Genomic DNA, 21,152 nt, shown 5'->3' with positions numbered 1-21,152 from the left:
TTCCCGGTGGCCCGGACACGTCCGCCGGCCCTTCCCCCTTCTGGAGCGAACCTCATGAACACCCACCCTGAGATGAACCACGTGACGACCGGCGTCGCACCCGCATCCGAGGCGACGGCGAGGCATCAGCGGGAGGGCATGGCCTGGCTCCTGCGCCACTTCGCCGCCGACGTTCCGGGCGTCACGCACGCCGTCCTGCTGTCGCGGGACGGACTGCGGCTGCTGGACAGCGAAGTCGACAAGGACTGGGCGGACGAACTCTCGGCATCCCTCAGCGGAGTGGCCTCCCTCGCGTCGAACACGACCGGCCCCAGCCACCAGAAGCGGCCGGCCAGGCAAGTCATCATCGAGCGCGACGACTGCCTGTTCTTCGTCCAGAGCTCCGGTCGCAGCGCGGCCTTCGAAGACCACCCCGGCAACGAACGCAGTGAAGTGGACACCGTCCTCGCCGTTATCACTGTGCCGGACGCCGACGCAGGCCCCGTCGGCTTCGAGATGGGGCGCTTGGTGCAGAAGTTCGCCCCCTACATGCAGATCCCCGTCCGCGTCGGCACAGGCGATGAGATCCGGTGAGCACCAACTGCGGTGCAGCCGAGGACTCGACGTTCGTGCGGACCTACACGCTGACGCGCGGGCGCACCAGACCGCGGCACCTGCTGGGCCTGGACACCGTGCTGGACGTCGGCCCCGGACGGCCCGGCCCGGCACAGGCCGAGGAATGCGAAGAGATCCTCGCCCTGTGCCGGGAGCACCGGCGGTCGGTGACCGAACTGGCTGGACGGCTGGGCCGCCCCGTCACCGCCGTCAAGATCCTCGTCTCGGACCTCCTGGACGCCCAGGCCCTGGTCATCTCTCTCGCCACTACCTACGCAGCCTCCGACGCAGACGCGGAGGAATATCCCACCACCGACCTACTGACGGCCCTCTCGGTCGGCCTGAAAAGGAAGTTCCCCGATGCCATCCCCTACCGCCAGGCCGGATGACCCGCTTGCGGGCCAGCAGACTTCGTCGCACTCACACGCTGGTGCACCGGCCGTGCTGAAGATCGTGATCGCCGGGGGCTTCGGCGCCGGCAAGACCACCGCCGTGGGCGCCGTCAGCGAGATCACGCCGCTGAGCACCGAGGAGTACCTGACCGAGGCGAGCACGGACGTGGACAGCCTGGAGGGCATCGAGGCGAAGCAGACCACCACGGTCGCCTTCGACTTCGGCCGCCTCAGCCTGCCCGACGCGCCCGTACCTCTGGAGCTGTTCCTGTTCGGCACGCCCGGCCAGGAACGGTTCGTCGACCTCTGGTACGACCTCTCCCGCGGAGCCGTCGGCGCCATCGTCTTGGTCGACACCCGACGCCTGGAAAGCAGTTTCACCCCCGTCAGCTTCTTCGAACACATCGGCCTGCCCTTCGTCGTCGCCGTGAACCACTTCGACGGAGCCCACCGCTACCAGCCCGAACAGGTCCGCGCCGCCCTCGACCTGCCCACCTCAGTACCGGTGGTCACCGACGTTTCGCCCCAGTGGGCGGTGGGAGCGAGGGCGACTTCGTGGGACGCCCGCAATCCGAGCCACGTCGCCGGCGTCCTGCTGACCCTCGTCGGCCACGCCGTGCAGAACGCACCGGCAAATCCCGTTCACCCCGCATCCACCACCACCCTCCAGGACGCCTGATGTCATTTCAGTCCAACGACCCCCACCTCATGGCGCAGGCCACCCCGCCCCCGCTGTCCTTGCCGCAGCGCGGCATGCGTAACGGCGCCCAAGGGCGGTCCATCCCGGCCGGTGCCGCCGTCACCGCCACGCAGGTCCAAGAGGCGAGCGAACTGGCGCAGCGCTACGAGCTGCTGAAGCGCCTGGGGGTGTCCACCGCTGCCAGCCAAGACTTCGACGAACTGGCCCGTGGCATGGCCGACAAGGCCGGATTCCTGTACGGGTTCGTCAATCTGTTCCTGGAGAAACAGACCTTCGTCGGACTGCACCAGCCGCCGACGGACAGCGGGTACGTCGTCGTCGGCCGCACCATGAACCACGACCACGGCTGGTGCCCGGACGTCGTGGCCCGCAAGAAGGCTCTTCCGCTGCACGACGTGCACGCCAGCCCGCGCTTCAGCGGCAACCACGTGGTCGACGCGGTCGGGATCCGCTCCTACTTCGGCGCACCACTCATCCACGACAGCGGCACCGTGCTGGGCACGGTGTGCGTCATCGACCCCGAGAAGCGGCCCCTGGGCGAGGCCCGACGGTTGAGGGACATCGTCATCAGCACCGGCGCCCAGGTGATGGACCACATCGCCCACGTGCCCGTCCGCTAGGCCCGTTGCCCCCCATCCGGGAGCCGATCCCCGGCCGCTCCACCGCGCGAATTTCACCCAGCGAGAGGGAGACGACCATGCCCGCCACACCACCTCCGGCGCTGCGCCCCTACCTCACTGCCCGCCACGATCTGCTGTGGGACGAAGCGGACGCCTTCGCGGCCCAGCACATCGCACGGCGCGCCGTACGGATGGAAGCCACTCCGGGCAAGGTGGAGCGCAAGGTCGCCGATCTGATGGCCGCCCGGGGCTGGTTCGCCGCCACCGTCCCGGCCGCCTTCGGCGGACTGGGCGCTGGCCATGTGGCCAAGACGGTCCTGATCCACCGCATCAGCTGCGTCTCGGCGGCTGCCGCGGCCATCTTGCAGGCCACCCTGATCCCCGTCGGCGCACTCTTGCACTTCGCCAACCACGAGCAGAAACGCCGATGGCTGCCGAGGGTGGCGGACGGCTCGCAGCTCTTGTCGATCGCGGTGACCGAACCGACGGCCGGCGGGCACATCGGCGGCATCGAGACCACCGCCGAGCGCACCGGCAACCACTGGGTGATCACCGGCAGCAAGGCCCACATCGGCAACAGTCACCTCGCGGGAGCCCACCTCGTACTCGCCCGGACCGCCGAGGCGGGCGTGCGCACCTCCCAGGCGCTGACCGCGTTCATGATCGAATCCGACCGCCACGGGCTCTCCATCGCCGACCACCACCCCGGCCTGGGCCTGCACGGATTCTCCGCCGGCCGCCTCGACCTCGACCACGTCCGCATCCCCGTCGAGAACGTGGTCGGAAAGATCGGTGAGGGGCTGAGCGTGGCCCAGAGCAGCAGCATCCTGTACGGCCGACCCAACATGGCCGCCGTCAGCCTCGGCATCCACGAGGCAGTCGTCGCCACCACGACCGCTCGCCTCCAGGCACGTCCCCGCTACCAGAGCACCCTGTCCGATCTGCCGGTCCTGCGAGACCGCATCGGAGACATGGAGGCCCGCCTGCGCGCCGGACGCATCCTCGCCTACCAGTCCGTGCACCTCCTCGACCAGGGCCTGTCCTGCGACGCCGACCTGATCAACGCGAAGTACCTGGGCCATCAATGGGCCATGCAGTCCACACAAGACGCCATGGAGCTGCACGGCGCCCAGGGACTCGACCGCGAATACGTCCTGCAGCGCCTGTGGCGCGACATCCAGCACACCTATCCACCGGCCGGGACCGGCGAAGTCCAGCGAATACGACTCGCCGACGCCGCCTTCGACGAAGACCAGATTCAGTGGTCCGAACGCCTCGCCGCCGAAGCCACCTGGGCACAACCCGATCCCACCGCCGCATGAACCCCGTGAACCACGGCCGCCGCACACGGGTCCGCGTGTCGCCGGCCCCGTCCCCCGCGCAGATCAGCGGCACCCCTCCCCACGACCGTCAACCCAGCCGAGAAAGAGACAGCCGTGACCCCGTCCATGACGACCAGCGCACCGATCACACCGCTGAAGCCAACCCACCAGCGCGTCGCCCAGCTTCTCGTGAACGGTCTCGCCACCCAAGAAATAGCCCCGAGGACAGGACTGTCGCCCCACACGGTCCGTCAGTACATCCGCGACATCCGAGTGAGCGTCCATTGCCCGCCCCGCTGTAAGCCCCAGGTGTTCATGCACTTCCTGTTGGCGGCTGGGCAGGTCAACCCGCCCACGGCATCACGGTCAACGCCGGAGCTCAACGTGGACAAGCAACTGCTGCTGAAGGCAGTCGCTGAGCACAGCACCCCCCGCGACATCGCCCTCGCCGCCAAAATCGCCCCCGCCGATCTCCAGTCCTCGCTCAACAAACTGCTCGACGCGACGGGCGCCGCAGACGTCACCCAGCTCGTCGTCCTGGCCCACGCGTGGGGCCTGCTGGGCGCCAATCCGACCAGCACGGTGGAGAGCGGAGCGGTGCAGTGAACACGTCTCCCGACGCGCCGGTCACCGAACCTTCCCCCGCGCCCCTGCACGAGCGCGTGACAGCAACCGTGTACGAGATGCGGACTCTGGGCACGGACGCCGAGCGAGACGAGGCCGTCGCACTCGTCCAGGACCGTCAGCACTGGCTCACCATGTGCAGGCTGCCGGTACCCGCCCGAACCGATGTCCCGGCCCTGTTCCGCGACCCGAAGGCGGAGCCGGCCGGACTCTTCGAGGACGGGGTGCTGCTGGCCTGCATGATCCCGCAGCGCGCACCCGACCTCGGATGGGGGCAGGGACTGTGCCTCTTCCTGAGCTGCCTCCACACCCTGCCCGGCCGCTCCGACGACACTGTCCAGCTGATCACACTGTGGGCCTCCGACTTCGCCGCCCGGCTCGGCCTGCCGCTCGTACGCGCCGAGGCCCTGGCCGGTCCTAATCACGGCGTTGATGCGATCGCCCCCTTCCTCCGACGGCTCACCAACATGGGCTGGGACGTACGGGGATCGGGCACCGGACAGCACGAGGAACACGTCGCTCACCTCGAACTCATCGCCGAGCAGCGCTCTGGACTGGGCGCGCTCATCGGCTGTCGGGTCCACGAGCCACAGCCCGCCGCAGACAGCCGGAGCCTCGCATGACTGCCGCCGAACCGCAGCAGCCGGACCTCGCCCGCGAACTCATCGCCCGAGCCGCGCAGTCGGCAACACGCCGGACCGCGGTCGATCTGCCGCCGCTCGCCGTCGCTCTGACGTACGTGCGCGACCGGTACACGCCCGATAGTTCTGCCGATCAGGCCCAGACCGTCGTACTCGCGGGGGCAGCGTGAACAAGCGGCCCCCGCAGTCATCCACCAGCTGGCCTTTCGGACTCCGTGTCCGTCCCCAACTCCTCTGCCGGACAGCAGCTTCAACGTCTGGAGAGGTGGCCGAGGAGGTCTCGACCGGCGCAGCCGCACAGCTGCCGCTGGCGGGCAGAACCGATCGCATCACAACACCCCGAATCGAACAACTCCACATACCGATCAGGAGGATTCCCATGACTCCCAGGGGGAGCGACCAGCGCGCGAGGACCGCATCGGCCTCTGCCGCGCCGGACCCATTCGACCTCGACATCAGCGTCATCGAGTCGGGTGGCACCGTCCGGGCGAGTACCGCCTCCGACGGTGGCTGCGGTTCGACGTGCGGCGGCAGCGCCTGCATCTCCAGCAGCTCTTGACCGCACCAGACCACCGGCACGGCGCCCATGTCATGTCGGCGCCGCCTACGCGGCACGTCCCCCGCGGCTCGATCGGAGTCGCGCACGACTACGGAGGAAACAGCACATGGAGAACGACGAGTTCGACCTCGACATCAGCGTCCTGGAGTCGGGCGACGGTTCCGCCACGGTGATCAACCTCACCGACGACGGCTGCGGTAGTACCTGCTCCAGCCCGTGCGCCACCAACGTGGCCTGAGCACCGTCCATCGCACGACGAGTAGGAGAGACCCGCATGAACGCGAACACGATCAAGGACCAGGTGCAGCCCCCAGCCGCAACGGCGGACGGTGACGCATTCGAGCTGGACATCAGCGTCCTGGAGTCCGGCGACGGTTCCGCCACGGTGATCAACCTGACGGACGACGGCTGCAAGCCGAGCTGCAACGGGTCCTGCGCCACAAACGTGGCCTGACCGCGAGCACGCCGATGTGCCAGCTCGCGCGGCATCCCGCCGTGCGGGCTGGCGCCCCGACACGCCACCACGAGGGAGAGCGCATGGATTCCAGGAAGGACGGATCGCTGTACCGGTGTGTGGACACGGCGCTGGTGCGCGCTGCCCGTTACTCAAGGCTGGCGCTGTCCGCGTGGCCTGACCTCACTGACGACACCCCGGCCCAAGGAAAGCGGTGGGAGGCGTGGCTGCGCAACGTCTGGTCGCAGCCCGAGATCTCCGACACCATCGAGCAGGCCAGCCCCCTGTTCGCGCAGCAGATCGAGGCCCTGTGCTCCGGGGGCCGCTCCGATACCCGCCAGCTGCGACGCGCAGTAGTGTCAGTCATGCGGTACGTGCTGCGGATGACCGGCCGAGCCACCCCCCACGGCCTCTTCGCCGGCATCGCACCCGCCTCGTTCGGGGCACGGCCGGGATGGACCTGGGGCGAGTGGCACCGCGCCGTCATACGCGCCGACGGCGACTGGATCGCGGACCTGACCGCCCGCCTGGAATCAAGCCCCGAACTCCTGCGGCACCTGAGCGTGATGGCCAACAACACCGCCTTCGTACGCGGCGACCGGCTGATCGTTCCCTTCCCGCCCCGCTCACGACGCTCCGAGGGCAGCCCTGCAGCAGCCGAAGTGTCCCTCCGCTACACCGCCGCCGTACGGATCGTCCTGGAAGCCGCCGCCGCACCCATCCCCGTCCACACCGCCGTGGAAATGGTGAAGGCCGAGTTCCCCGACGTTCCCCCTGACCGGGTAGAAGGAATCGTCAGCAGCCTGGTCGAGCGCGGCGCGCTTGTCAGCAGCCTGCACGCGCCCTCCGCCACCCTCGACGCCCTCGACCACCTGGTCGAGCAGGCCGAGGCCGCCGACGCACCGTCGATCGCGGACCTCGTGGCCGATCTGCGCGCGGTCCGCGACGCCATCACCCAGCACAACCAGGTCCTCGCCCCGGCGGACGGTCGGCGCCTGCGCACCGCGGTGCGCCAGAAGATGATGACCTTGAGCACTGTCAAGGCCCAGCCTCTGACGTTGGACCTGCGGATGGACTGCTCTCTCACTCTGCCCCCGCAGGTTGCCCGCGAGGCGGAGGAGGCCGCCACCGTGCTGGCCCGGCTCACCGCGTACCCCTTCGGCACTCCGGCGTGGAAGGACTTCCACAACCGGTTCTTCGAGCGGTACGGCATCAACTCGCTCGTCCCTGTCCGGGACGTCGTGGACCCGGACGTCGGCCTCGGGTATCCAGCCGGATACCGCGACGCGGAACCTGAACAGCGTGAGGTCCTCACCTCCCGTGAACAGCGGCTGCTCGCCCTCGCTCAGGCGGCTGTGCTCGACGGCCGCGACGAGATCTGCCTGGACGAGGGGCTGATCCGCTCGCTGACGGTCGGAGACCCGGACACACCGCAGGTTCCGGCCCACACCGAACTGCGCTTTCAGATCCACGCCATGTCGCAAGTTGCTCTGGAAGAGGGTGACTTCACCCTTCATGGCGTCGCGCCCTCGCGCGGGATCGGCACCACGATCGGCCGAAGCCTGGGGCTGCTCACGCCAGAGGATCAGGCCCGCGCGGCGACCGTGCTGGCGGACTTGCCGGTCAACGCGCCCGGCTCAGTGCCCACCCAGGTCTCCTTCGCTCCGCTTGACCGTGGCGACACCAACGTCACTCGCGTTGCCGAACTCCTGCCGGCCGTGGTCAGTCTGGCGGAGCACCGTCCGGTGGACGCGCGCACCATCACGCTCGATGACCTCGCTGTGGGATGTGACCGCCGCAGGCTCTACCTCGTCTCCCTCTCCCGCGCGTGCCTGCTGGATCCTATGACTCTGCACGCCCTCGACCTGCGTGGCCACACGCCGCCGCTCGCACGCTTCCTCACCGAGATCAGCCGCTCCCAGACCGCGGTCCTGACCGTTTTCCCGTGGGCGTACGCCGCCGCCCTGCCCTATCTGCCGCGCGTGCGCCACGGACGCACGATCCTCTCTCCGGCCAGGTGGTGGCTGGACCGCTCAGAGCTGCCGGACCGCCGCGCCTCTTGGGAGGAATGGCACAGGGCGGCCGACGAGTGGCGCACGCGCCGCCGAGTTCCGGACGAAGTCGCGCTGGCAGAAGGGGACCAGCTCTTGCCCCTGGACCTCTCCGAACGCCCGCACCTCGCGCTGCTGCGCGCCCACCTGGACAACAACGAGTCGGCCGCGCTGACGGAAGCGGAGTCCGGCGGGGGCTGGTTCGACGGACGGGCCCACGAGATCATCGCCCCCATGACGGCCATGCGCCCGCCGCAGTGGCCGACCGTCCCGCCCGTGACCATCGACCAGCTCGTCACCCGCGATCACGGGCACCTTCCGGGCACCGCCCCCTGGCTGCTGGTCAAGCTGTACGGGCACGTCGAACGACACCCCGAGATCCTTGCCGACCGCCTTCCCGCACTTCTCGGTCAGTGGGACCAGCATCCGACCTGGTGGTACTTGCGCTACCGCGACCCTCGATGGCACCTGCGCCTGCGCATCGCGATCCCCAGCGAGCAGGACTTCACGGTCACGGCGCAACGCGTGAGTTCCTGGGCGGCCGGGCTGCGCCGTGCCGGTCTCCTCACCGACATGCAGTTCGCGACCTCCTATCCGGAGACTGGCCGGTGGGGCGCCGGAGCGCTGATGAGCCTGGCCGAGGACGTCTTCGCCGCCGACTCCCGAGCCCTGGCTGTCCAGTTCGCCCAGCGCGCACACCCCCATCCTCAGACTCTCGTCGCAGCGAACTTCGTCGCTCTCGCCACCGCCTTCACCGGCAGCACCGCGGCCGGCATGGAATGGCTGATCGCTCATGGCCGGATCACCGACCCGCGTCCCCTGGACCGGACCGTGCGCGGTCAGGCGGTACGTCTGGCCGATCCGACCGACGACTGGGCGGCCCTGCGCACCGTTCCCGGCGGCGCGACCATCGCTGCCGCCTGGAGCGAGCGCGACGCGAGCCTGGCCCGCTACAGGAAGAAGCTGGACGCGTCCGGGGGCATCAACCCGAACCTCGTTCTCGATTCGCTGCTGCACGCCCACCACATCCGGGCCGTCGGCATCGACAAGGACGACGAGCGGATGTGCGTACGGCTGGCCCACGCCGCCGCGATGGCCTGGACTCACCGAGGAGATCACCATGAATCTGCGTGAAAGCGCACGGGCCGCCGCCGATACGATCGCCGAGCGACTTGCCGCGCCGCAGGACGTACGGGGGCTGCATCACCGCCAAGGCTGGTGGCCGCAGTCGCTCGCGCACGGCGCGGTCGGTGTCGCGTTACTGCACATCGAGCGGGCCCGCACCGACCAGGGGCCGTGGCAGCGCGCCCACGACTGGCTCGCCTGCGCCACAGCCGAACCCGCCGTCGGCAGCCCGGACAGCCACCTCTACTACGGGGCGCCAGCACTCGCCTTCGCCCTGCACGCCGCCGCCGACCGCCCTGGACGCTACGCCCGCGCCCTGGACACCCTCGACCGGTACGTCACGACGGCGATCCGAGGACGGCTCGCTGACGCCCACGCGCGCATAGACCGCTGCGAGATGCCTGCCCTGGCCGAGTTCGACGCGATCCGGGGCCTGAGCGGGATGGGCGGGCTCTTGCTGCACCGCGACGTCCACACCGACCTCCTCCGGGAGATCCTGGCGTACCTGGTCCGGCTGACCGAGCCGGTCAAGCACGACGGAGAACTCCTGCCCGGTTGGTGGAGCCACCTCGCCCCCTCCGGCACGACCTCTCCGGAGTATCCGCAAGGGCACGCCAACAACGGCGTCGCCCACGGCATCAGCGGCCCCCTCGCTGTGCTCTCCCTCGCAGCGCGCCGCGGCGTCACTGTCGACGGCCACCTCGACGCGATCACCCGCATCCTGGCCTGGCTCGACCACTGGCAGCAGGACAGCCCCATCGGCCCGTGGTGGCCGTACTGGATCACCCGCGAGCAGCTACGCTCCGGCACGACCGGCCCCGGACCCTCCCGGCCGTCCTGGTGCTACGGCACCGCAGGGTTCGCCCGCGCTCAGCAGCTAGCCGCCCTGGCCCTCAAGGATCCGACGCGCCAACAAGCCGCCGAGTTCGCCCTTCTGCGCGCCATGACCGACCCCGGCCAACTCGGCGCGACCGTGGACGTCTCCCTGTGTCACGGCTTCGCGGGTCTGGCGCACATCACACAACTCGCATCCGCGAACGCCCTCGCTCCCGGCCTCACTGAGTGCCTGCCTCGCCTGTTGGAGCCGATCGCCGACACCGCGCCCGGCACCCTGGCGGATTCGCTGATCGCCCCTCCTGGTGGTGGCGACATCGGACTCCTCGAAGGTGCCGCAGGCACCGCACTCGCCCTGCACTCCTTCCACACCGGGACGCCGTCCGCGTCCGGGTGGGACACCTGCTTCCTTACCAACTAGCCTGTGAAAAGAGGGAACATGGCAGCGGACGAATGGCCGCAACGCCTCATCCGGTTCACCGACTGGAGCCACGCGGAGGCCACCGCCGTCGAGCATCTGCTCCCGGTGCTGATCGCCCAGGAGCCGGAACTGGCTCAGTGGTCCTTCCTGCGGAAGCACCCCTGCTGGCGGCTGCGATACCGTCCCGCGGGCCCGGACTCAGCGAGGGGCCTGGACGCCGCCCTGGACGAGCTGGTCGACGCCGGCGTCCTCGCCTCCTGGACGCCGGGCATCTACGAACCGGAAGAGACGGCCTTCGGCGGACCGGCCGCCATGAAGATCGCGCACACCCTGTTCCACTACGACAGCCGTCACCTGATGGACGAGGTGGCCCGCCAACGGGCGGCAAGCGGCCCCCAGCTCGGCCGCCGCGAACTGGGGGTCCTCCTACTCAGCGTGGCGATGCGTTCGGCGGGTCTCGACTGGTACGAGCAGGGCGATGTGTGGGCGAGGATCGCGGCCGAGCGCCCCGGCGACGAGGTCCGGAGTCCGCAACGGCACCGGGCGGCTGTCCACCGGTTGATGACGTTCGACGTCAGTACCACCAGCCGCAGTGTCACGGAGGGCCGAATCGCACCGCTGGCCAAGTGGATAGCCACGTTCGAGTGGTTCGGCCAGCAGCTCGAAGACCTCAACCGCCAGGGCCGCCTGGAACGAGGGCTGCGGGCTGTGATCGCCCACCACGGCATCTTCCACTTCAACCGTCTGGGCCTCTCCGCGGAGGACCAGCACACCTTGTCAACACTCGCGAAAGAGGTAGTCATGGGTACGAGCGACAACGCCGCGTCCGCCCGAGCTGAGGGGGCGTCGAACACTACGGTCGACAGCGTGAACAGTGACACCATCGAAGCCAGTTCCGCTGACCGCCTGCGCTCCCGGTTGATCGACCATCTAGTCGAGCAGGGGTGTGTGCGCACGCCCCGTGTGGAGGAAGCCATGCGGACCGTGGCCCGCCACCTTTTCGTCCCGAACGCCCCGCTGGAGAAGGCGTACGGGAACGCCCCCGTGGACACGAAGTTTGACGAGTCCGGCGCTTCCATCAGCTGTGCCTCCCAGCCCGACATCGTCGGCATGATGTTGGAACAACTCGGCGTCGAGCCCGGCCAGAAGGTCCTGGAGCTGGGGGCTGGCACCGGCTTCAACGCCGGGCTCCTCGGCTACCTCGTCGGTGAGACGGGGCACGTCACCACGATCGATGTGGATCAGGACATCGTGGACGGAGCACGCGGCGGCCTGGCTGCCGCCGGCATCCACAACGTGGAAGTGGTCCTCGGAGACGGAGCCGTGGGCCACGCCCCCAACGCGCCGTACGACCGCATCGAGGCCACCGTCGGTGCCCACGGCGTGCCGCACGGCTGGCTCGACCAGCTCGCCCCTGGCGGACGGCTCCTCAGCCCGCTGCGCCTGCGCGGCAGCGTCTCCCGCTCGATCGCGTTCGAGAACCAGGGCGGAGCCTGGCGCAGCGTCGGCAGCCAGATGAACACCTTCATGCCGTTGCGCCGGGGCATCGCCGACGACCCTCGCGTCTTCGTTCCCCTGGACCCCGACAACACCGTCACCCTCGTCACCAACGGGGATCAGAAGGTCGACGCAGACGCCCTGAGCGACATCTTCCGCCAGCCGCGCGCCGAGGTGTGGACGGGCGTCACCTTCCGGGGCCCAGAGTCGGCGGAGTACCTGGAGCTGTGGCTCACCTGCGCCATGCCGAACGGCCTCAGCCGTATGCCCGCCAGGGCCGAGGCTGCCAAGCAGGGTCTGGTCACCGCTCCCTACCCGTCCTCGACCGCGGTCTTCGAGGGCGGAACCCTCACCTACCTCACCCGGCGCCCGTACGAGAAGAAGGCCCCCGACGGCGCCACCCTGTACGAGTTCGGCGTCATCGGCCACGGCCCCGACGCCGAACCCCTCGCCGGAGACGTAGCGGACCAGATCCGCTTCTGGGACCAAGACTTCCGGGCCCTCGACGTCGGGTTCGAAATCCAGTCGCTCGACACAGCCCCGCTCGCACCGAAGCCTGGCCGCTTCGCCTTCGACAACCCGCTGAACCGCATCGTCATCGAGTGGCAGTGACGTGGACGTCAGCCAGATAGCGAAGCGGTTCCCGCTCGTTGCCCGTCCACGTCCTGCGTGCCCGCCCCTCGCTGAACGGGTCCGCGAGATCACCGATCTCGCAGCCGCCGCCGAGCGCGACAGCCAGGTGACCTCAGCGACCGTCGCCCAGAACAAGGCGGCGCTGATCGCCAGCGACTGCGGTATGCCGGACCTGGCGCGCGCTCTGTGCTGGCGTCACGCCGAGGTCTTCCTGCGCGCCCAACCGTTGGGCGCGCAGGAGGCCCGGTACGCCCTGGAACCCCTGGTCAACCTGGCCCGTCTACGCATGCGCGACGGCGACGGGACCGGCGCGTACCAGCTGCTCGACTCCCTGAACAGAGCAGTCAGATCGCAGACGGAAGCGGTCATCGACGGTCACACCACGTCCTTCCGGCATCTCACGACGTCGGCAGCCGACCATCAACAGGTGTGCCAATGGCTGTGGGCTGTCCTCCTCGGCGACGGAACCCGTGCCCTCGTCGCAGCAGGTGAATGGGAGCGTGCACGGTCACACAGCAAGCAGCACCGTGGTGTAGGCCAGCGCCTCTTTGACGGGCGACAAGTGGAAGTGCTCGGCCGCTGCCTCGGCGAACAGCCGAGCGATGCGCTGAAGTTCCTGCACAAGAGCACCCTCGTGGAGCCATGGGAACACTCCGTCGCAGCGACCCTTGCCGTGCTCTGCCACAGGGCAGCCGACGAGCACCCGGGCAAGCCGATCGAGAAGATGGTGCAGCACTTTTTGGCCCTGGACCCGGTCCCCGAGCTTGCCGTCTTCCGCTCCCGCGTGGGACTGGTCTTGCTAGACCTTTCCCCAGCGGCTCGACACGCTGAAGCATTGCGCCGCCTCATATGCGAAGCGACGACGCAGGCAGACGGGTACGTCGCACGTGACGTCCTGGCGCACCCTGTGTGCCGCGAAGGGCTGAGTCATGACGAGCGCAGAACACTCTTCGCCGCCGTCGCCTCTGCCGGCCTCGCGCAGGGCGACATCCCCGGACCCCTGTCGCAGGCCCTGCAGGACGCTGCAGCAATTGCAGCGGATGTCTGGGAACGCTACGCGAGCCGCCGAGCACACGCCAACTCGTCGTCATCGCCGAGAAACGAAGCATCGAATCCGCGGGAGTAGCGTGAACCGGCCGCCCCCAGGGCCCCTTTCGCGAACCGGGGGCTCGCGCGGCTGCTGCGTCGGCTCTTGCCACAGCTGGCCGCTCCGCAGGATTGCTTCGGGTGCCAGCGCTCCTCGCGCAACCGCGAGGCGAACCACAACTCGATCGTGACGTCACCGAGCAGACATCTGCCCTCGCGTCGGTGATCGGGGCCGCAGGTCTCGGTTCCAGCACCCTGCCCGCGGTCACCAGCGGTCTCGGACCGAACCCTCCGTCCTCGGCCAGGCCAGCTGAGGCGACTTCTGATGGACAGCCAGGTGGCACCAGGCAACCGCACGGTCGCGTATCCGCAGGCGGAAGGGGTGAGCGCGGCAGGTCAACCGAGGCTATATCGAGCACCGCAATTGGAACCCTGATGCAGCGTGCCCTGGGCATCGACGTGGTAGATGTGTCGGGATGCCGCCCTGCCGAGGGGCTGGACGGGGCTGCCCTCGAACCGAGCTATCCCGGATCCCGGACGTCGGCGGTAACGCTCCCTGTTCAGGATTCGGTGTAGCGCGCGACGAACGCCCTCTCGGCTTCGGTGAGGCGTCGAGGTCGGCCGGAGCCGAGGTCGTACGCGGCGATCATGGTCGTGCCCTCGGCGTACAACAGGTTGGCATCTCGGATCTCATAGGCCAGTTCGAAGGAAACCGCCCGGCTCTGCGTCACCCGGACGTCCACGTCGACCGGCACTTCGCGGTAGTGCAATGGGGCGCGGAAGTCGATGGCGGCACGGCTCACGACGAACGCGTTCTGAAGGCCAGCCTCGCCAGCCGCCAGAACCTCCCGGAACATGCGTGTGCGTGCCTCCTCCATGTATCGGAGATACATGGAGTTGTTGATGTGCCCGTAAGCGTCCGCGTCTGCCCAGCGCAACGGGCAAGGGTAGGTGTACGTGTGCACGAGAGGGTTCCTTCTGCTGGTGAGAGGCTGCGGCGGCGTGGTGGTGGCCAGGCCAGCCGCATCGAATCCGGCGCATCGCCCTTGCGGAGTCTGGCGGGGGTTCCGTGGCGGTCTTGCCCTACGGGTTCGACCGATCACCATCGGCCGACGGCAGCTCCGTACGGATCTCGTGGAGAAGGCTCAACCATGCATCCGCCTCTGTGAAGTAGCGGGCAATCGTCGTGGCAGCACCTTCTGGATCGGTCGGCAATGAAGCCCGGACCACGTCCCTCACCTCGGCTCGGATCTGGCCTTCAAGATCGTCCCAGGAAAGTCGCGCGAGCACCGTGAGAGGGGCGACCTCGGTCACTCCCCAGCGTTCGGGGGCCTCCTCGACTGCCCAGGTGACGCTGCGCTTTGAGGGCGAGAGAGCCAGTTGCGCGTCGGGGCCCATCCGGGAGCTGATCGCGGGCAGGGGGATGCCGTCCTCGCCCGCCCGAGCTGCGGCCTCCTCCGGACTGCTGACCTGGATGCGAGCCCGACGGAGGTCTTCGTCACGCAGGCGGTCGGCTTGGGCCATCCGCCCCTGCGCCCGGTCTATCTCCTGCGCAGAGTTGTGCGTTTCGTCGGCCCAGGCATCGCGGACGCCGCCGAGTGCGTCGTGCATGGCGTCCGGTTCCACTTCGATGCCTGCCTCGACCCACGTCATGACTACGAAACGGCAGTCGGGCATGATCGCCGGGTAGGCGACGTGGCTGACGATCTCGATCGTCCGGTAGTCGAGCGTCGGCACGGAGGCGAGGAAGACGTGTCCGTCGCGGTGCTCGACCAGGTCGGCATCGGACTCCCAGATACGCCGGATATCGAGGTTCTTCTTGACGTCCTCGATCAGCTTCAGGAGGTCGGCGTCGTCGCCGTGGGTGGTCAGGGCGAAGCGCAGCATCCTGATGAAGACCATGGCGTGCTTGTGCCAGTCGTGGTAAGTGGCACGGCCCTCGGCGGTGGTGAGAGCCCAGCGGATCAGGTTGGCCCCCGGCTCCATCACCCATGGCCATAGCTCCGCCATGGCTTGGTTGTAGGCCAGGATGTTCCAGTTTCTGTCGCTCAGGTACGTGGGGCTGGGCATCTGTTTATCGATGAGGAGCCGCAGTGCGGCGGCGACCTCGGGTTGCCCTTCCGCCGGCGCAGCCCGGAGGTAGGTGCCCACGTTGGAGAGCAAGAGTGCGTGGCGCTCGCCGGAGTCGAGGTTCAGCAGCTCGGCCAGCGCGTCACACTGCTTCTGAGAGAACCGTGGTGTCGCACCGTTTTCGATGTCGCGGTAGGTGCGCACACTGATGCCCAGCGCACGGGCTGCCTTGGCCTGGATGACGCGAGCATCCTTCCGCCAGCGCTTGAGCATCGCGCCAAACCCCATGAAGTGGCCGGCGAGCTGACCTACAACTTCCTCGGAGGGAATCTCCGCTTCCGCATCACTGGTGCGGTCGGGATCCGGTTCCTTCGCGGCCATGAGATTCTCCCTCTTTGCTCGAACGGGGAGATGCCCGTTTCCGGGCATGAAAGAGGAGGTCAGCATGATCGCTGACCCCCGCCTTGCCGTTTCCCCACTAAAGACGATACGCAACGTTTAGGCGCTCTTGACCAGTTGTGGTGTGGACCACAAACCGCCCAGGCGATCTTGCTCCGTCCAGAATCTGCGCCCCGGATAGACGAAGGGCATTCATCACCGAATGGGGCATCCCCACCTGCGATTCATGATCAATCTGCAAAAGCGGCAAATGTTTGCCGCTTTTCGCTTTGCTTCGAATCGACCACCCCGGGCCGCCCGCGAAGGACCTTCGGGTGGATCAATGGATCACCCCATTCCGCTTACGTGGCAAGCGACTTGAGGATCCGCGACCGAACCGAAGAGCACCTGCCACCCGAGTCACCTACAGGTGCAAATTCGGGCAAATAGTGACCGTTGACTCGCTCTCGGTGGTTTGGCTTGAATCCCTCTGTCAGCAGGTTCAACAAACCGTTGCGGGGCGCGGTGAAGGTCATCGCGTATCCCGTGCAGCGTGGGGACTCGTGTGCCCCGGACTTGGTTCCACCCCGCTGACGGAGATGGTGGCGGAGTCGCGTCCCCGCCATAGCCGCAGGCGAGGGCTTCGTGGCCTACTCCCTGCGCCAGCACGATCCGCTACGCATCACAGCACGACCCGCCTCACCCGCGTCGGCCCCTTCGGGCGCAGCAGTGGGGCACGAGCAAGAGGAAGACTTATGTGGTGGCGAAACAGCGGCCTACTCGCCGAGTCGAGGTCGCCTCTCCTGAAGGTGCCCCGCCAGCGGGTTGCCGCAGCCGTGGATGAACGGGGGCTCCGCCCCCACGGTGCTCCGCGCCTCAGAGCCGGCGATCGCGATCTGGAGCGGCGCCTTCGGCGCCAGCTGCGCGCTCTGGACGTTCAGCCGCCGCTGGATGTGACGGCGCTGTGCTGTGCGCTGTCCGCGAAGCGGGGACGACACATCGAGCTGCGCCCCTATCCGATGCCGATGCCCGGCCCGCTGGGTTTGTGGGTCGACACCCCCGCCGCCGACCTCATCGTCTATCAGCAGCACACCACGCGGCTGCACCAGGACCACATCATCCTGCACGAGGTCGGGCACATCCTGGCCAACGACGACGAAGGCATTACGGAGGACCCCGACGATCCGGCAGAAGGATGGTGGGCCGGAATGCTCCCCGCCCTGAACGCCGCCAGCATCCGCCGGGTACGCAAGCGCTGCACCTACGACTCCGAAGAGGAATGCGAAGTGGAGCTGAGCGCGACAATCATCCTGCAGTGGTCCTCCGTGCTGAACCGCACCACTCCCGCCGTCGCGCAGGACCCTGCGGTACGGCGGGTCAATTCCGCCCTCGGTGACACCCGAGGGTGGTTGTAATGGTGACCATGGCCTTTTTCGCCGCGCTCGCGGCGGCCATCGCCTGGAAGGTCCACCAGGTAGTCCGGGATCCTCACAATGCCCCGCTGCGCTCGGTCACCCTTTGCCTGGTCTGTGCCGCTGCGTCGTACCCCCTGGCCATGCCGGGCGGCGCTTCCGGAGTTGACGCTGTCGCCGGACACGGCGCGGCCAAATTGCTGCAGAACGTGCTGCTGTTGGCGACCCTCTTCTTCCTGATGTGCTTCTACCTGCACTCCGCCGCCGACGAGGAGACCGGCCGAGGCCGCGCTCGCCGGGAGGCAGCCGGTCTGGTGCTGGTAGTCGCGGCGTTGGTGGCCATCGTCGCGAGCGGCCCTCACGAGGTCCTGGTCGGCAGCTTCTCCACGGCAGACATGACCATTCCCCAGGTAGCCGGCTTCTACCTGCTGGCGGGCCTGTACATGATGTATGCGCTCGGAGCCGCCTTCTGGTGGACCTGCCGCTACGCACGGCTCTCCCCCCGGCCGCACTCCACCGGCCTGTGGACAACCGCCGTCGGACTGGCCTCCATGGCATGCGCCTGCGCGATCCGCGCTGTATTCGTGATCCTCCGGAGCATGGGCGGCACGGTTCCCTCGGGCCTGAACGCCGCGGTGGCCGCCCTACTGGTGATGTCGATCATGTTGTTCGTCGTCGGTGTCAGTTACCCGATCGCACGGGCCCGGATAACGGCAGTACGGATCTGGCACCGGCACCGCCGCATCCACCACCGTCTGCAGCCCCTGTGGGAACTGCTGGCCGAGGCGTACCCAGCCAGCGTGCTGCAGCCGACTGCGAAGTCCTGGCGGGAGACCTGGAACGCCCGGAGTGTGCACCGCCGCTACCACCGACGCGTGGTGGAGTGCCGCGACGGCCTGGTGCAGGTCAGCCCGTACCTACCGGCCCTGCCCGACCAGTGCGCCCGTGACGCGGCCCTGGACAGCGCGCCGCCCGAGGCACTGGCTCAGAGCCTGCGCGACGCGCTTGCCGCCGGAGCACCCGGCACATCAGGCACAGTGGAACCAGTGGCTGCGGTTCCTCTGGCCCTGCCCTCGCAGCAGGGTCCGGATGCCGACGTCGAGCAGCTGGTGGCCCTGGCGGATGCCCTGCGTCGCGCCACCCCTCGGAACATGTCGGCCATGACGGCCGCGAACCACGGTTAAGCACAAGGGAGTTACGCATGTTGATCTGCGCCGGACGAGTCCTGACCGGGGACCGTGGCCAGTACGTGACCGACGGAGCAGTCCTGATCAAAGACGGCCTGATCGCAGCCGTCGGCGGCCGGGAAGAGGTCGAGGCCCTCGCGCCGGCGGACGAGCCACGCCTCTACTACCCCGCCAGCACGCTGATGCCCGGACTGATCGACGCGCACGTGCACCTTGCGTTCGACGGGGGCGCCGACCCAGTCGCCACTCTGGAGCAGCAGGAGGACGAGGCCCTGCTGGACGGGATGCGGGCTCGAGCCGAGCAGCTGGTGCGGATCGGTGTGACCACCGCCCGCGACCTGGGTGACCGCGGTCACCTCGCGGTGCGCCTGGGCCAGGAGATCGAGCAGGGCGACGCACCGGGGCCGCGCATCGTCTCTGCGGGCGTACCCCTCACACCTCCCGGCGGGCACTGCTGGTTCCTGGGCGGGGAGGTCTCCGGCGAGCAGGAGATCCGCGAGCTGGTCCAGCGCAATGCCGAAGCCGGCGCTCAGGTCATCAAGGTCATGGAGACCGGCGGGGGCCTGACCAAGGGCGGCGCCAAGAGTCACGAGACCCAGTTCGCACCCGCCGACCTCGCCGCGCTGGTCGATGCGGCCCGCGCCGCCGGACTGCCCGTCGCCGCGCACGCGCACGGTGTCGACGGGATCACGGCGGCCGTCGAGGCCGGGGTCGACACCATCGAGCACTGCACCTGGATGACCGAGGACGGCATCGAGGTTCGCGACGACATCCTGGAAAAGATCGTCGCCAAGGGCATCCACGTGTGCCCGGCCGTAAGCCCGCACTGGAAGATGCTGCCACGCTTCTTCGGTCCGGAGCGGGCCGAGGCCATGTTCGGCGCGGTGCGGCAGATGGCCGAGGCCGGCGTGCGTCTGATCGCGGGCACCGATGCGGGTGTGCAGCGGGCGGGTCACGACGGGCTGATCGCCGCGCTGGAGTTCTACGAGCACCTGGGCGTGTCCAACGACCGAATCCTGGAGATGGCCACCAGCGAGGCGGCGCTGGCACTGGGCTTGGCCGACCAGACGGGACAGATCAAGGTCGGCTATAGCGCCGACATCCTCGTCGTGGACGGAGACCCGCTGACCGACCTCACCGCTCTGGAGGACGTCCGGGCCGTCTTCGCCTGCGGCGTCCGCAGCTCCCGCCCCGGCCAGGCATAGACGGTCACACGCTGCGTTCGCACCTGAAGCGAGGACTACTGCTTGGGGCCGTCGGCCCCAGGCAGATCTCGCTGCTGCAGCTCGGCGGCGGCCTTGTTGATGAAGGCCAGGAGCTCGGCGCTGAGCCCTTCCTCGCCCAGACCGCGCGCCGCCATCTTGCCGACATTTCCCGAGGCCAGGAGCTGTAGCCCTTCGACGACTTGGCGCGCTGTGGCCTCGTGGGGCTGGAAGTACATCGTCGATACACCGAACACGGCCGCCAGCCCATCCCGGAGCGCAAGGGAAGCCTCGGTCTCAGCGCCGGTCCGCAGCGCGCAGATGCTGGCCTCCGTGGCGATGGGGGCCCCTGCATGCCCGTTGACCTGGCGAGCAAGGTCCTCGTCCGAAGGCCGCGCCTCCGGGCCCGCATAAGAGTGCGCAAGTAGATAGCTGATCTTCTCGGCCAACGACTTGGGGACCTCCGTGGCAGGTGGCGGAGCCTCCTGCCCGAATGATCGCTCCTGCGCCGCCAGCAACGCCTCCGCGGTCACCCCGTAGCCCCTGGCGAGCGGCGCGATGTATTGCTCGCTGAGCCGCCGGACGCCCTTCTCGGCGTTCGACACAGGGCCGGCGCTCTTCGTCCCGATCAGCTCCGGCACCTGCTTTAGGTAGATGCCCGCGTCGCAGCGCAGATCGGCAAGGTCCGGGAGCCCCGGACGCGGAAATAGCTCGTCCAGGTCCCGTCCGACCGCAGCAGCGACTGCAGGCAGTTTCTCGGCGTCCGGGGGCCACTGCTCGGTCTCCCAACTGCCGACCGACGATGGCGATACGCCCAGCTCCTGGGCCACGTCGCCCTGCGTGCGATGCGCAGCGCGCCGCACGTCATAGAGGCGGCGACCGTCAAAGAGACGAGGCGGCATTCCACTCCCTGGTTGTTTCTACTGAAGAAATCACAGGCCGTTGACCTGTTTCCCAATTCTGGGATAGTTTCAGCGTAGCGAACGAGGGGTGATCCGTACACCTCGTCGCCGACCTGAGCCCGTCCGGCCCCGGGAGCCCGCTCGTGCCGCCCTGCCCCTTTCGCCAAGCCGATACGCACAGCCAGTGCGAACAGTCGACCGGGGCCCCGCTTGCACATCACATCAGCCGCAGATGAATCCGGCGGAGGATTGCGCGGCGACTCTCTGCAACCAGTACAGGGTTTAAGAACCAACTCTGGATCTTGACACGGGTCCGTGCGTATGTTCGTCGTCCCGGGCAGCCCGCCCGCGACGACGGACGTGAGGAGCCCGCGAGCACGGACCGGACCGAGCAGGTCCCGTAAACAGCGACGGCGCCCGAGAGCTGTAACTCCCAGACGCCGAACGC

Annotated in this window: 21 protein-coding genes; 18 read left to right on the top strand and 3 right to left on the bottom strand. The window is 68.5% G+C overall.

What is annotated here, in order from left to right:
• Positions 1 to 54: 54 nt before the first annotated feature.
• The 15 genes from ACZ5CR_RS00405 to ACZ5CR_RS00335 all read left to right on the top strand — a co-directional run bounded on the left by ACZ5CR_RS00405 (position 55) and on the right by ACZ5CR_RS00335 (position 13,593).
• A complete protein-coding gene (locus tag ACZ5CR_RS00405) occupies positions 55 to 573 on the top strand; it encodes a roadblock/LC7 domain-containing protein (protein WP_468852100.1) in 519 nt (172 codons plus the stop codon).
• Positions 570 to 983: a DUF742 domain-containing protein gene (locus tag ACZ5CR_RS00400; RefSeq protein WP_468852099.1), complete on the top strand. Its 414-nt coding sequence runs from the start codon at positions 570 to 572 to the stop codon at positions 981 to 983. Before ACZ5CR_RS00405 ends, ACZ5CR_RS00400 begins: the two co-directional genes overlap by 4 nt.
• 52 nt (positions 984 to 1,035) lie before the next feature.
• Positions 1,036 to 1,665: a GTP-binding protein gene (locus tag ACZ5CR_RS00395; RefSeq protein ID WP_468852097.1), complete on the top strand. Its 630-nt coding sequence runs from the start codon at positions 1,036 to 1,038 to the stop codon at positions 1,663 to 1,665.
• Positions 1,665 to 2,306 carry a GAF domain-containing protein gene (locus ACZ5CR_RS00390; RefSeq protein WP_468852096.1) on the top strand — a complete coding sequence of 214 codons (642 nt, stop codon included), beginning with the start codon at positions 1,665 to 1,667 and terminating at the stop codon, positions 2,304 to 2,306. Before ACZ5CR_RS00395 ends, ACZ5CR_RS00390 begins: the two co-directional genes overlap by 1 nt.
• Positions 2,307 to 2,383: 77 nt before the next feature.
• The gene (locus ACZ5CR_RS00385) at positions 2,384 to 3,628 is read left to right on the top strand and encodes an acyl-CoA dehydrogenase family protein (protein WP_468852094.1); all 1,245 of its coding nucleotides are present in this window, start codon (positions 2,384 to 2,386) and stop codon (positions 3,626 to 3,628) included.
• 114 nt (positions 3,629 to 3,742) lie between these two features.
• Positions 3,743 to 4,234, top strand: coding sequence for a helix-turn-helix transcriptional regulator (locus ACZ5CR_RS00380; RefSeq protein WP_468852092.1), 492 nt, complete (start codon positions 3,743 to 3,745; stop codon positions 4,232 to 4,234).
• A 68-nt stretch (positions 4,235 to 4,302) separates the two neighbouring features.
• Positions 4,303 to 4,875, top strand: a complete 573-nt coding sequence (locus ACZ5CR_RS00375) for a hypothetical protein (RefSeq protein WP_468852954.1) — start codon at positions 4,303 to 4,305, stop codon at positions 4,873 to 4,875.
• Positions 4,872 to 5,063 (top strand): hypothetical protein, encoded by a 192-nt coding sequence (locus ACZ5CR_RS00370; protein ID WP_468852090.1) that lies wholly within the window; start codon positions 4,872 to 4,874, stop codon positions 5,061 to 5,063. The genes ACZ5CR_RS00375 and ACZ5CR_RS00370 overlap by 4 nt, the downstream gene beginning before the upstream one ends.
• A gap of 209 nt (positions 5,064 to 5,272) precedes the next feature.
• Positions 5,273 to 5,452, top strand: a complete 180-nt coding sequence (fxlA, locus tag ACZ5CR_RS00365; RefSeq protein WP_468852089.1) for an FxLD family lanthipeptide — start codon at positions 5,273 to 5,275, stop codon at positions 5,450 to 5,452.
• A gap of 106 nt (positions 5,453 to 5,558) precedes the next feature.
• Positions 5,559 to 5,690, top strand: a complete 132-nt coding sequence (locus ACZ5CR_RS00360) for an FxLD family lanthipeptide (RefSeq protein WP_468852088.1) — start codon at positions 5,559 to 5,561, stop codon at positions 5,688 to 5,690.
• 36 nt (positions 5,691 to 5,726) lie between these two features.
• Complete coding sequence (locus ACZ5CR_RS00355; RefSeq protein ID WP_468852087.1) at positions 5,727 to 5,906, top strand: FxLD family lanthipeptide; 180 nt, start codon at positions 5,727 to 5,729, stop codon at positions 5,904 to 5,906.
• 83 nt (positions 5,907 to 5,989) lie between these two features.
• The gene (locus tag ACZ5CR_RS00350; protein ID WP_468852085.1) at positions 5,990 to 9,091 is read left to right on the top strand and encodes a lantibiotic dehydratase; all 3,102 of its coding nucleotides are present in this window, start codon (positions 5,990 to 5,992) and stop codon (positions 9,089 to 9,091) included.
• Positions 9,078 to 10,337: a lanthionine synthetase C family protein gene (locus ACZ5CR_RS00345; protein ID WP_468852082.1), complete on the top strand. Its 1,260-nt coding sequence runs from the start codon at positions 9,078 to 9,080 to the stop codon at positions 10,335 to 10,337. Before ACZ5CR_RS00350 ends, ACZ5CR_RS00345 begins: the two co-directional genes overlap by 14 nt.
• Before the next feature lie 18 nt (positions 10,338 to 10,355).
• On the top strand, positions 10,356 to 12,446 hold the full coding sequence (fxlM, locus tag ACZ5CR_RS00340) for a methyltransferase, FxLD system (RefSeq protein WP_468852081.1): 2,091 nt from the start codon (positions 10,356 to 10,358) through the stop codon (positions 12,444 to 12,446).
• Between the two features lies 1 nt (position 12,447).
• Complete coding sequence (locus ACZ5CR_RS00335) at positions 12,448 to 13,593, top strand: hypothetical protein (RefSeq protein WP_468852080.1); 1,146 nt, start codon at positions 12,448 to 12,450, stop codon at positions 13,591 to 13,593.
• 520 nt (positions 13,594 to 14,113) lie between these two features.
• Here ACZ5CR_RS00335 and ACZ5CR_RS00330 read toward each other — a convergent pair.
• Both ACZ5CR_RS00330 and ACZ5CR_RS00325 read right to left on the bottom strand, forming a co-directional pair.
• A complete protein-coding gene (locus tag ACZ5CR_RS00330; protein ID WP_468852079.1) occupies positions 14,114 to 14,518 on the bottom strand; it encodes an acyl-CoA thioesterase in 405 nt (134 codons plus the stop codon).
• A gap of 118 nt (positions 14,519 to 14,636) precedes the next feature.
• Complete coding sequence (locus ACZ5CR_RS00325; protein WP_468852078.1) at positions 14,637 to 16,004, bottom strand: helix-turn-helix transcriptional regulator; 1,368 nt, start codon at positions 16,002 to 16,004, stop codon at positions 14,637 to 14,639.
• Positions 16,005 to 16,810: 806 nt separating this feature from the next.
• Here ACZ5CR_RS00325 and ACZ5CR_RS00320 point away from each other — a divergent pair.
• Genes ACZ5CR_RS00320 through ACZ5CR_RS00310 form a run of 3 tightly spaced genes read left to right on the top strand, consistent with a single transcriptional unit; the run spans position 16,811 to position 19,805 of the window.
• Positions 16,811 to 17,416: a hypothetical protein gene (locus ACZ5CR_RS00320; RefSeq protein ID WP_468852076.1), complete on the top strand. Its 606-nt coding sequence runs from the start codon at positions 16,811 to 16,813 to the stop codon at positions 17,414 to 17,416.
• Complete coding sequence (locus tag ACZ5CR_RS00315) at positions 17,416 to 18,597, top strand: MAB_1171c family putative transporter (protein ID WP_468852073.1); 1,182 nt, start codon at positions 17,416 to 17,418, stop codon at positions 18,595 to 18,597. The genes ACZ5CR_RS00320 and ACZ5CR_RS00315 overlap by 1 nt, the downstream gene beginning before the upstream one ends.
• A gap of 17 nt (positions 18,598 to 18,614) precedes the next feature.
• The gene (locus ACZ5CR_RS00310; RefSeq protein ID WP_468852072.1) at positions 18,615 to 19,805 is read left to right on the top strand and encodes an amidohydrolase family protein; all 1,191 of its coding nucleotides are present in this window, start codon (positions 18,615 to 18,617) and stop codon (positions 19,803 to 19,805) included.
• A 35-nt stretch (positions 19,806 to 19,840) separates the two neighbouring features.
• Here the strand turns inward: ACZ5CR_RS00310 and ACZ5CR_RS00305 are convergent, their stop codons facing one another.
• The gene (locus tag ACZ5CR_RS00305; protein WP_468852071.1) at positions 19,841 to 20,704 is read right to left on the bottom strand and encodes a helix-turn-helix transcriptional regulator; all 864 of its coding nucleotides are present in this window, start codon (positions 20,702 to 20,704) and stop codon (positions 19,841 to 19,843) included.
• Positions 20,705 to 21,152: the final 448 nt, after the last annotated feature.

The organism is Streptomyces sp. NPDC031274 (genome assembly GCF_055570235.1).
The sequence above is the reverse complement of the archived record's forward strand: the minus strand, read 5'-3'. Positions and strand labels throughout refer to the sequence as shown.

What these genes read in the sequence shown, in the direction of transcription:
- ACZ5CR_RS00405 (WP_468852100.1), top strand. Translation starts at nt 55, where the DNA reads ATGAACACCCACCCTGAGATGAACCACGTGACGACCGGCGTCGCACCC.
- ACZ5CR_RS00390 (WP_468852096.1), top strand. Translation starts at nt 1,665, where the DNA reads ATGTCATTTCAGTCCAACGACCCCCACCTCATGGCGCAGGCCACCCCG.
- ACZ5CR_RS00385 (WP_468852094.1), top strand. Translation starts at nt 2,384, where the DNA reads ATGCCCGCCACACCACCTCCGGCGCTGCGCCCCTACCTCACTGCCCGC.
- ACZ5CR_RS00370 (WP_468852090.1), top strand. Translation starts at nt 4,872, where the DNA reads ATGACTGCCGCCGAACCGCAGCAGCCGGACCTCGCCCGCGAACTCATC.
- fxlA (WP_468852089.1), top strand. Translation starts at nt 5,273, where the DNA reads ATGACTCCCAGGGGGAGCGACCAGCGCGCGAGGACCGCATCGGCCTCT.
- ACZ5CR_RS00360 (WP_468852088.1), top strand. Translation starts at nt 5,559, where the DNA reads ATGGAGAACGACGAGTTCGACCTCGACATCAGCGTCCTGGAGTCGGGC.
- ACZ5CR_RS00355 (WP_468852087.1), top strand. Translation starts at nt 5,727, where the DNA reads ATGAACGCGAACACGATCAAGGACCAGGTGCAGCCCCCAGCCGCAACG.
- ACZ5CR_RS00350 (WP_468852085.1), top strand. Translation starts at nt 5,990, where the DNA reads ATGGATTCCAGGAAGGACGGATCGCTGTACCGGTGTGTGGACACGGCG.
- ACZ5CR_RS00345 (WP_468852082.1), top strand. Translation starts at nt 9,078, where the DNA reads ATGAATCTGCGTGAAAGCGCACGGGCCGCCGCCGATACGATCGCCGAG.
- fxlM (WP_468852081.1), top strand. Translation starts at nt 10,356, where the DNA reads ATGGCAGCGGACGAATGGCCGCAACGCCTCATCCGGTTCACCGACTGG.
- ACZ5CR_RS00325 (WP_468852078.1), bottom strand. Translation starts at nt 16,004, where the DNA reads ATGGCCGCGAAGGAACCGGATCCCGACCGCACCAGTGATGCGGAAGCG.
- ACZ5CR_RS00315 (WP_468852073.1), top strand. Translation starts at nt 17,416, where the DNA reads ATGGTGACCATGGCCTTTTTCGCCGCGCTCGCGGCGGCCATCGCCTGG.
- ACZ5CR_RS00310 (WP_468852072.1), top strand. Translation starts at nt 18,615, where the DNA reads ATGTTGATCTGCGCCGGACGAGTCCTGACCGGGGACCGTGGCCAGTAC.
- ACZ5CR_RS00305 (WP_468852071.1), bottom strand. Translation starts at nt 20,704, where the DNA reads ATGCCGCCTCGTCTCTTTGACGGTCGCCGCCTCTATGACGTGCGGCGC.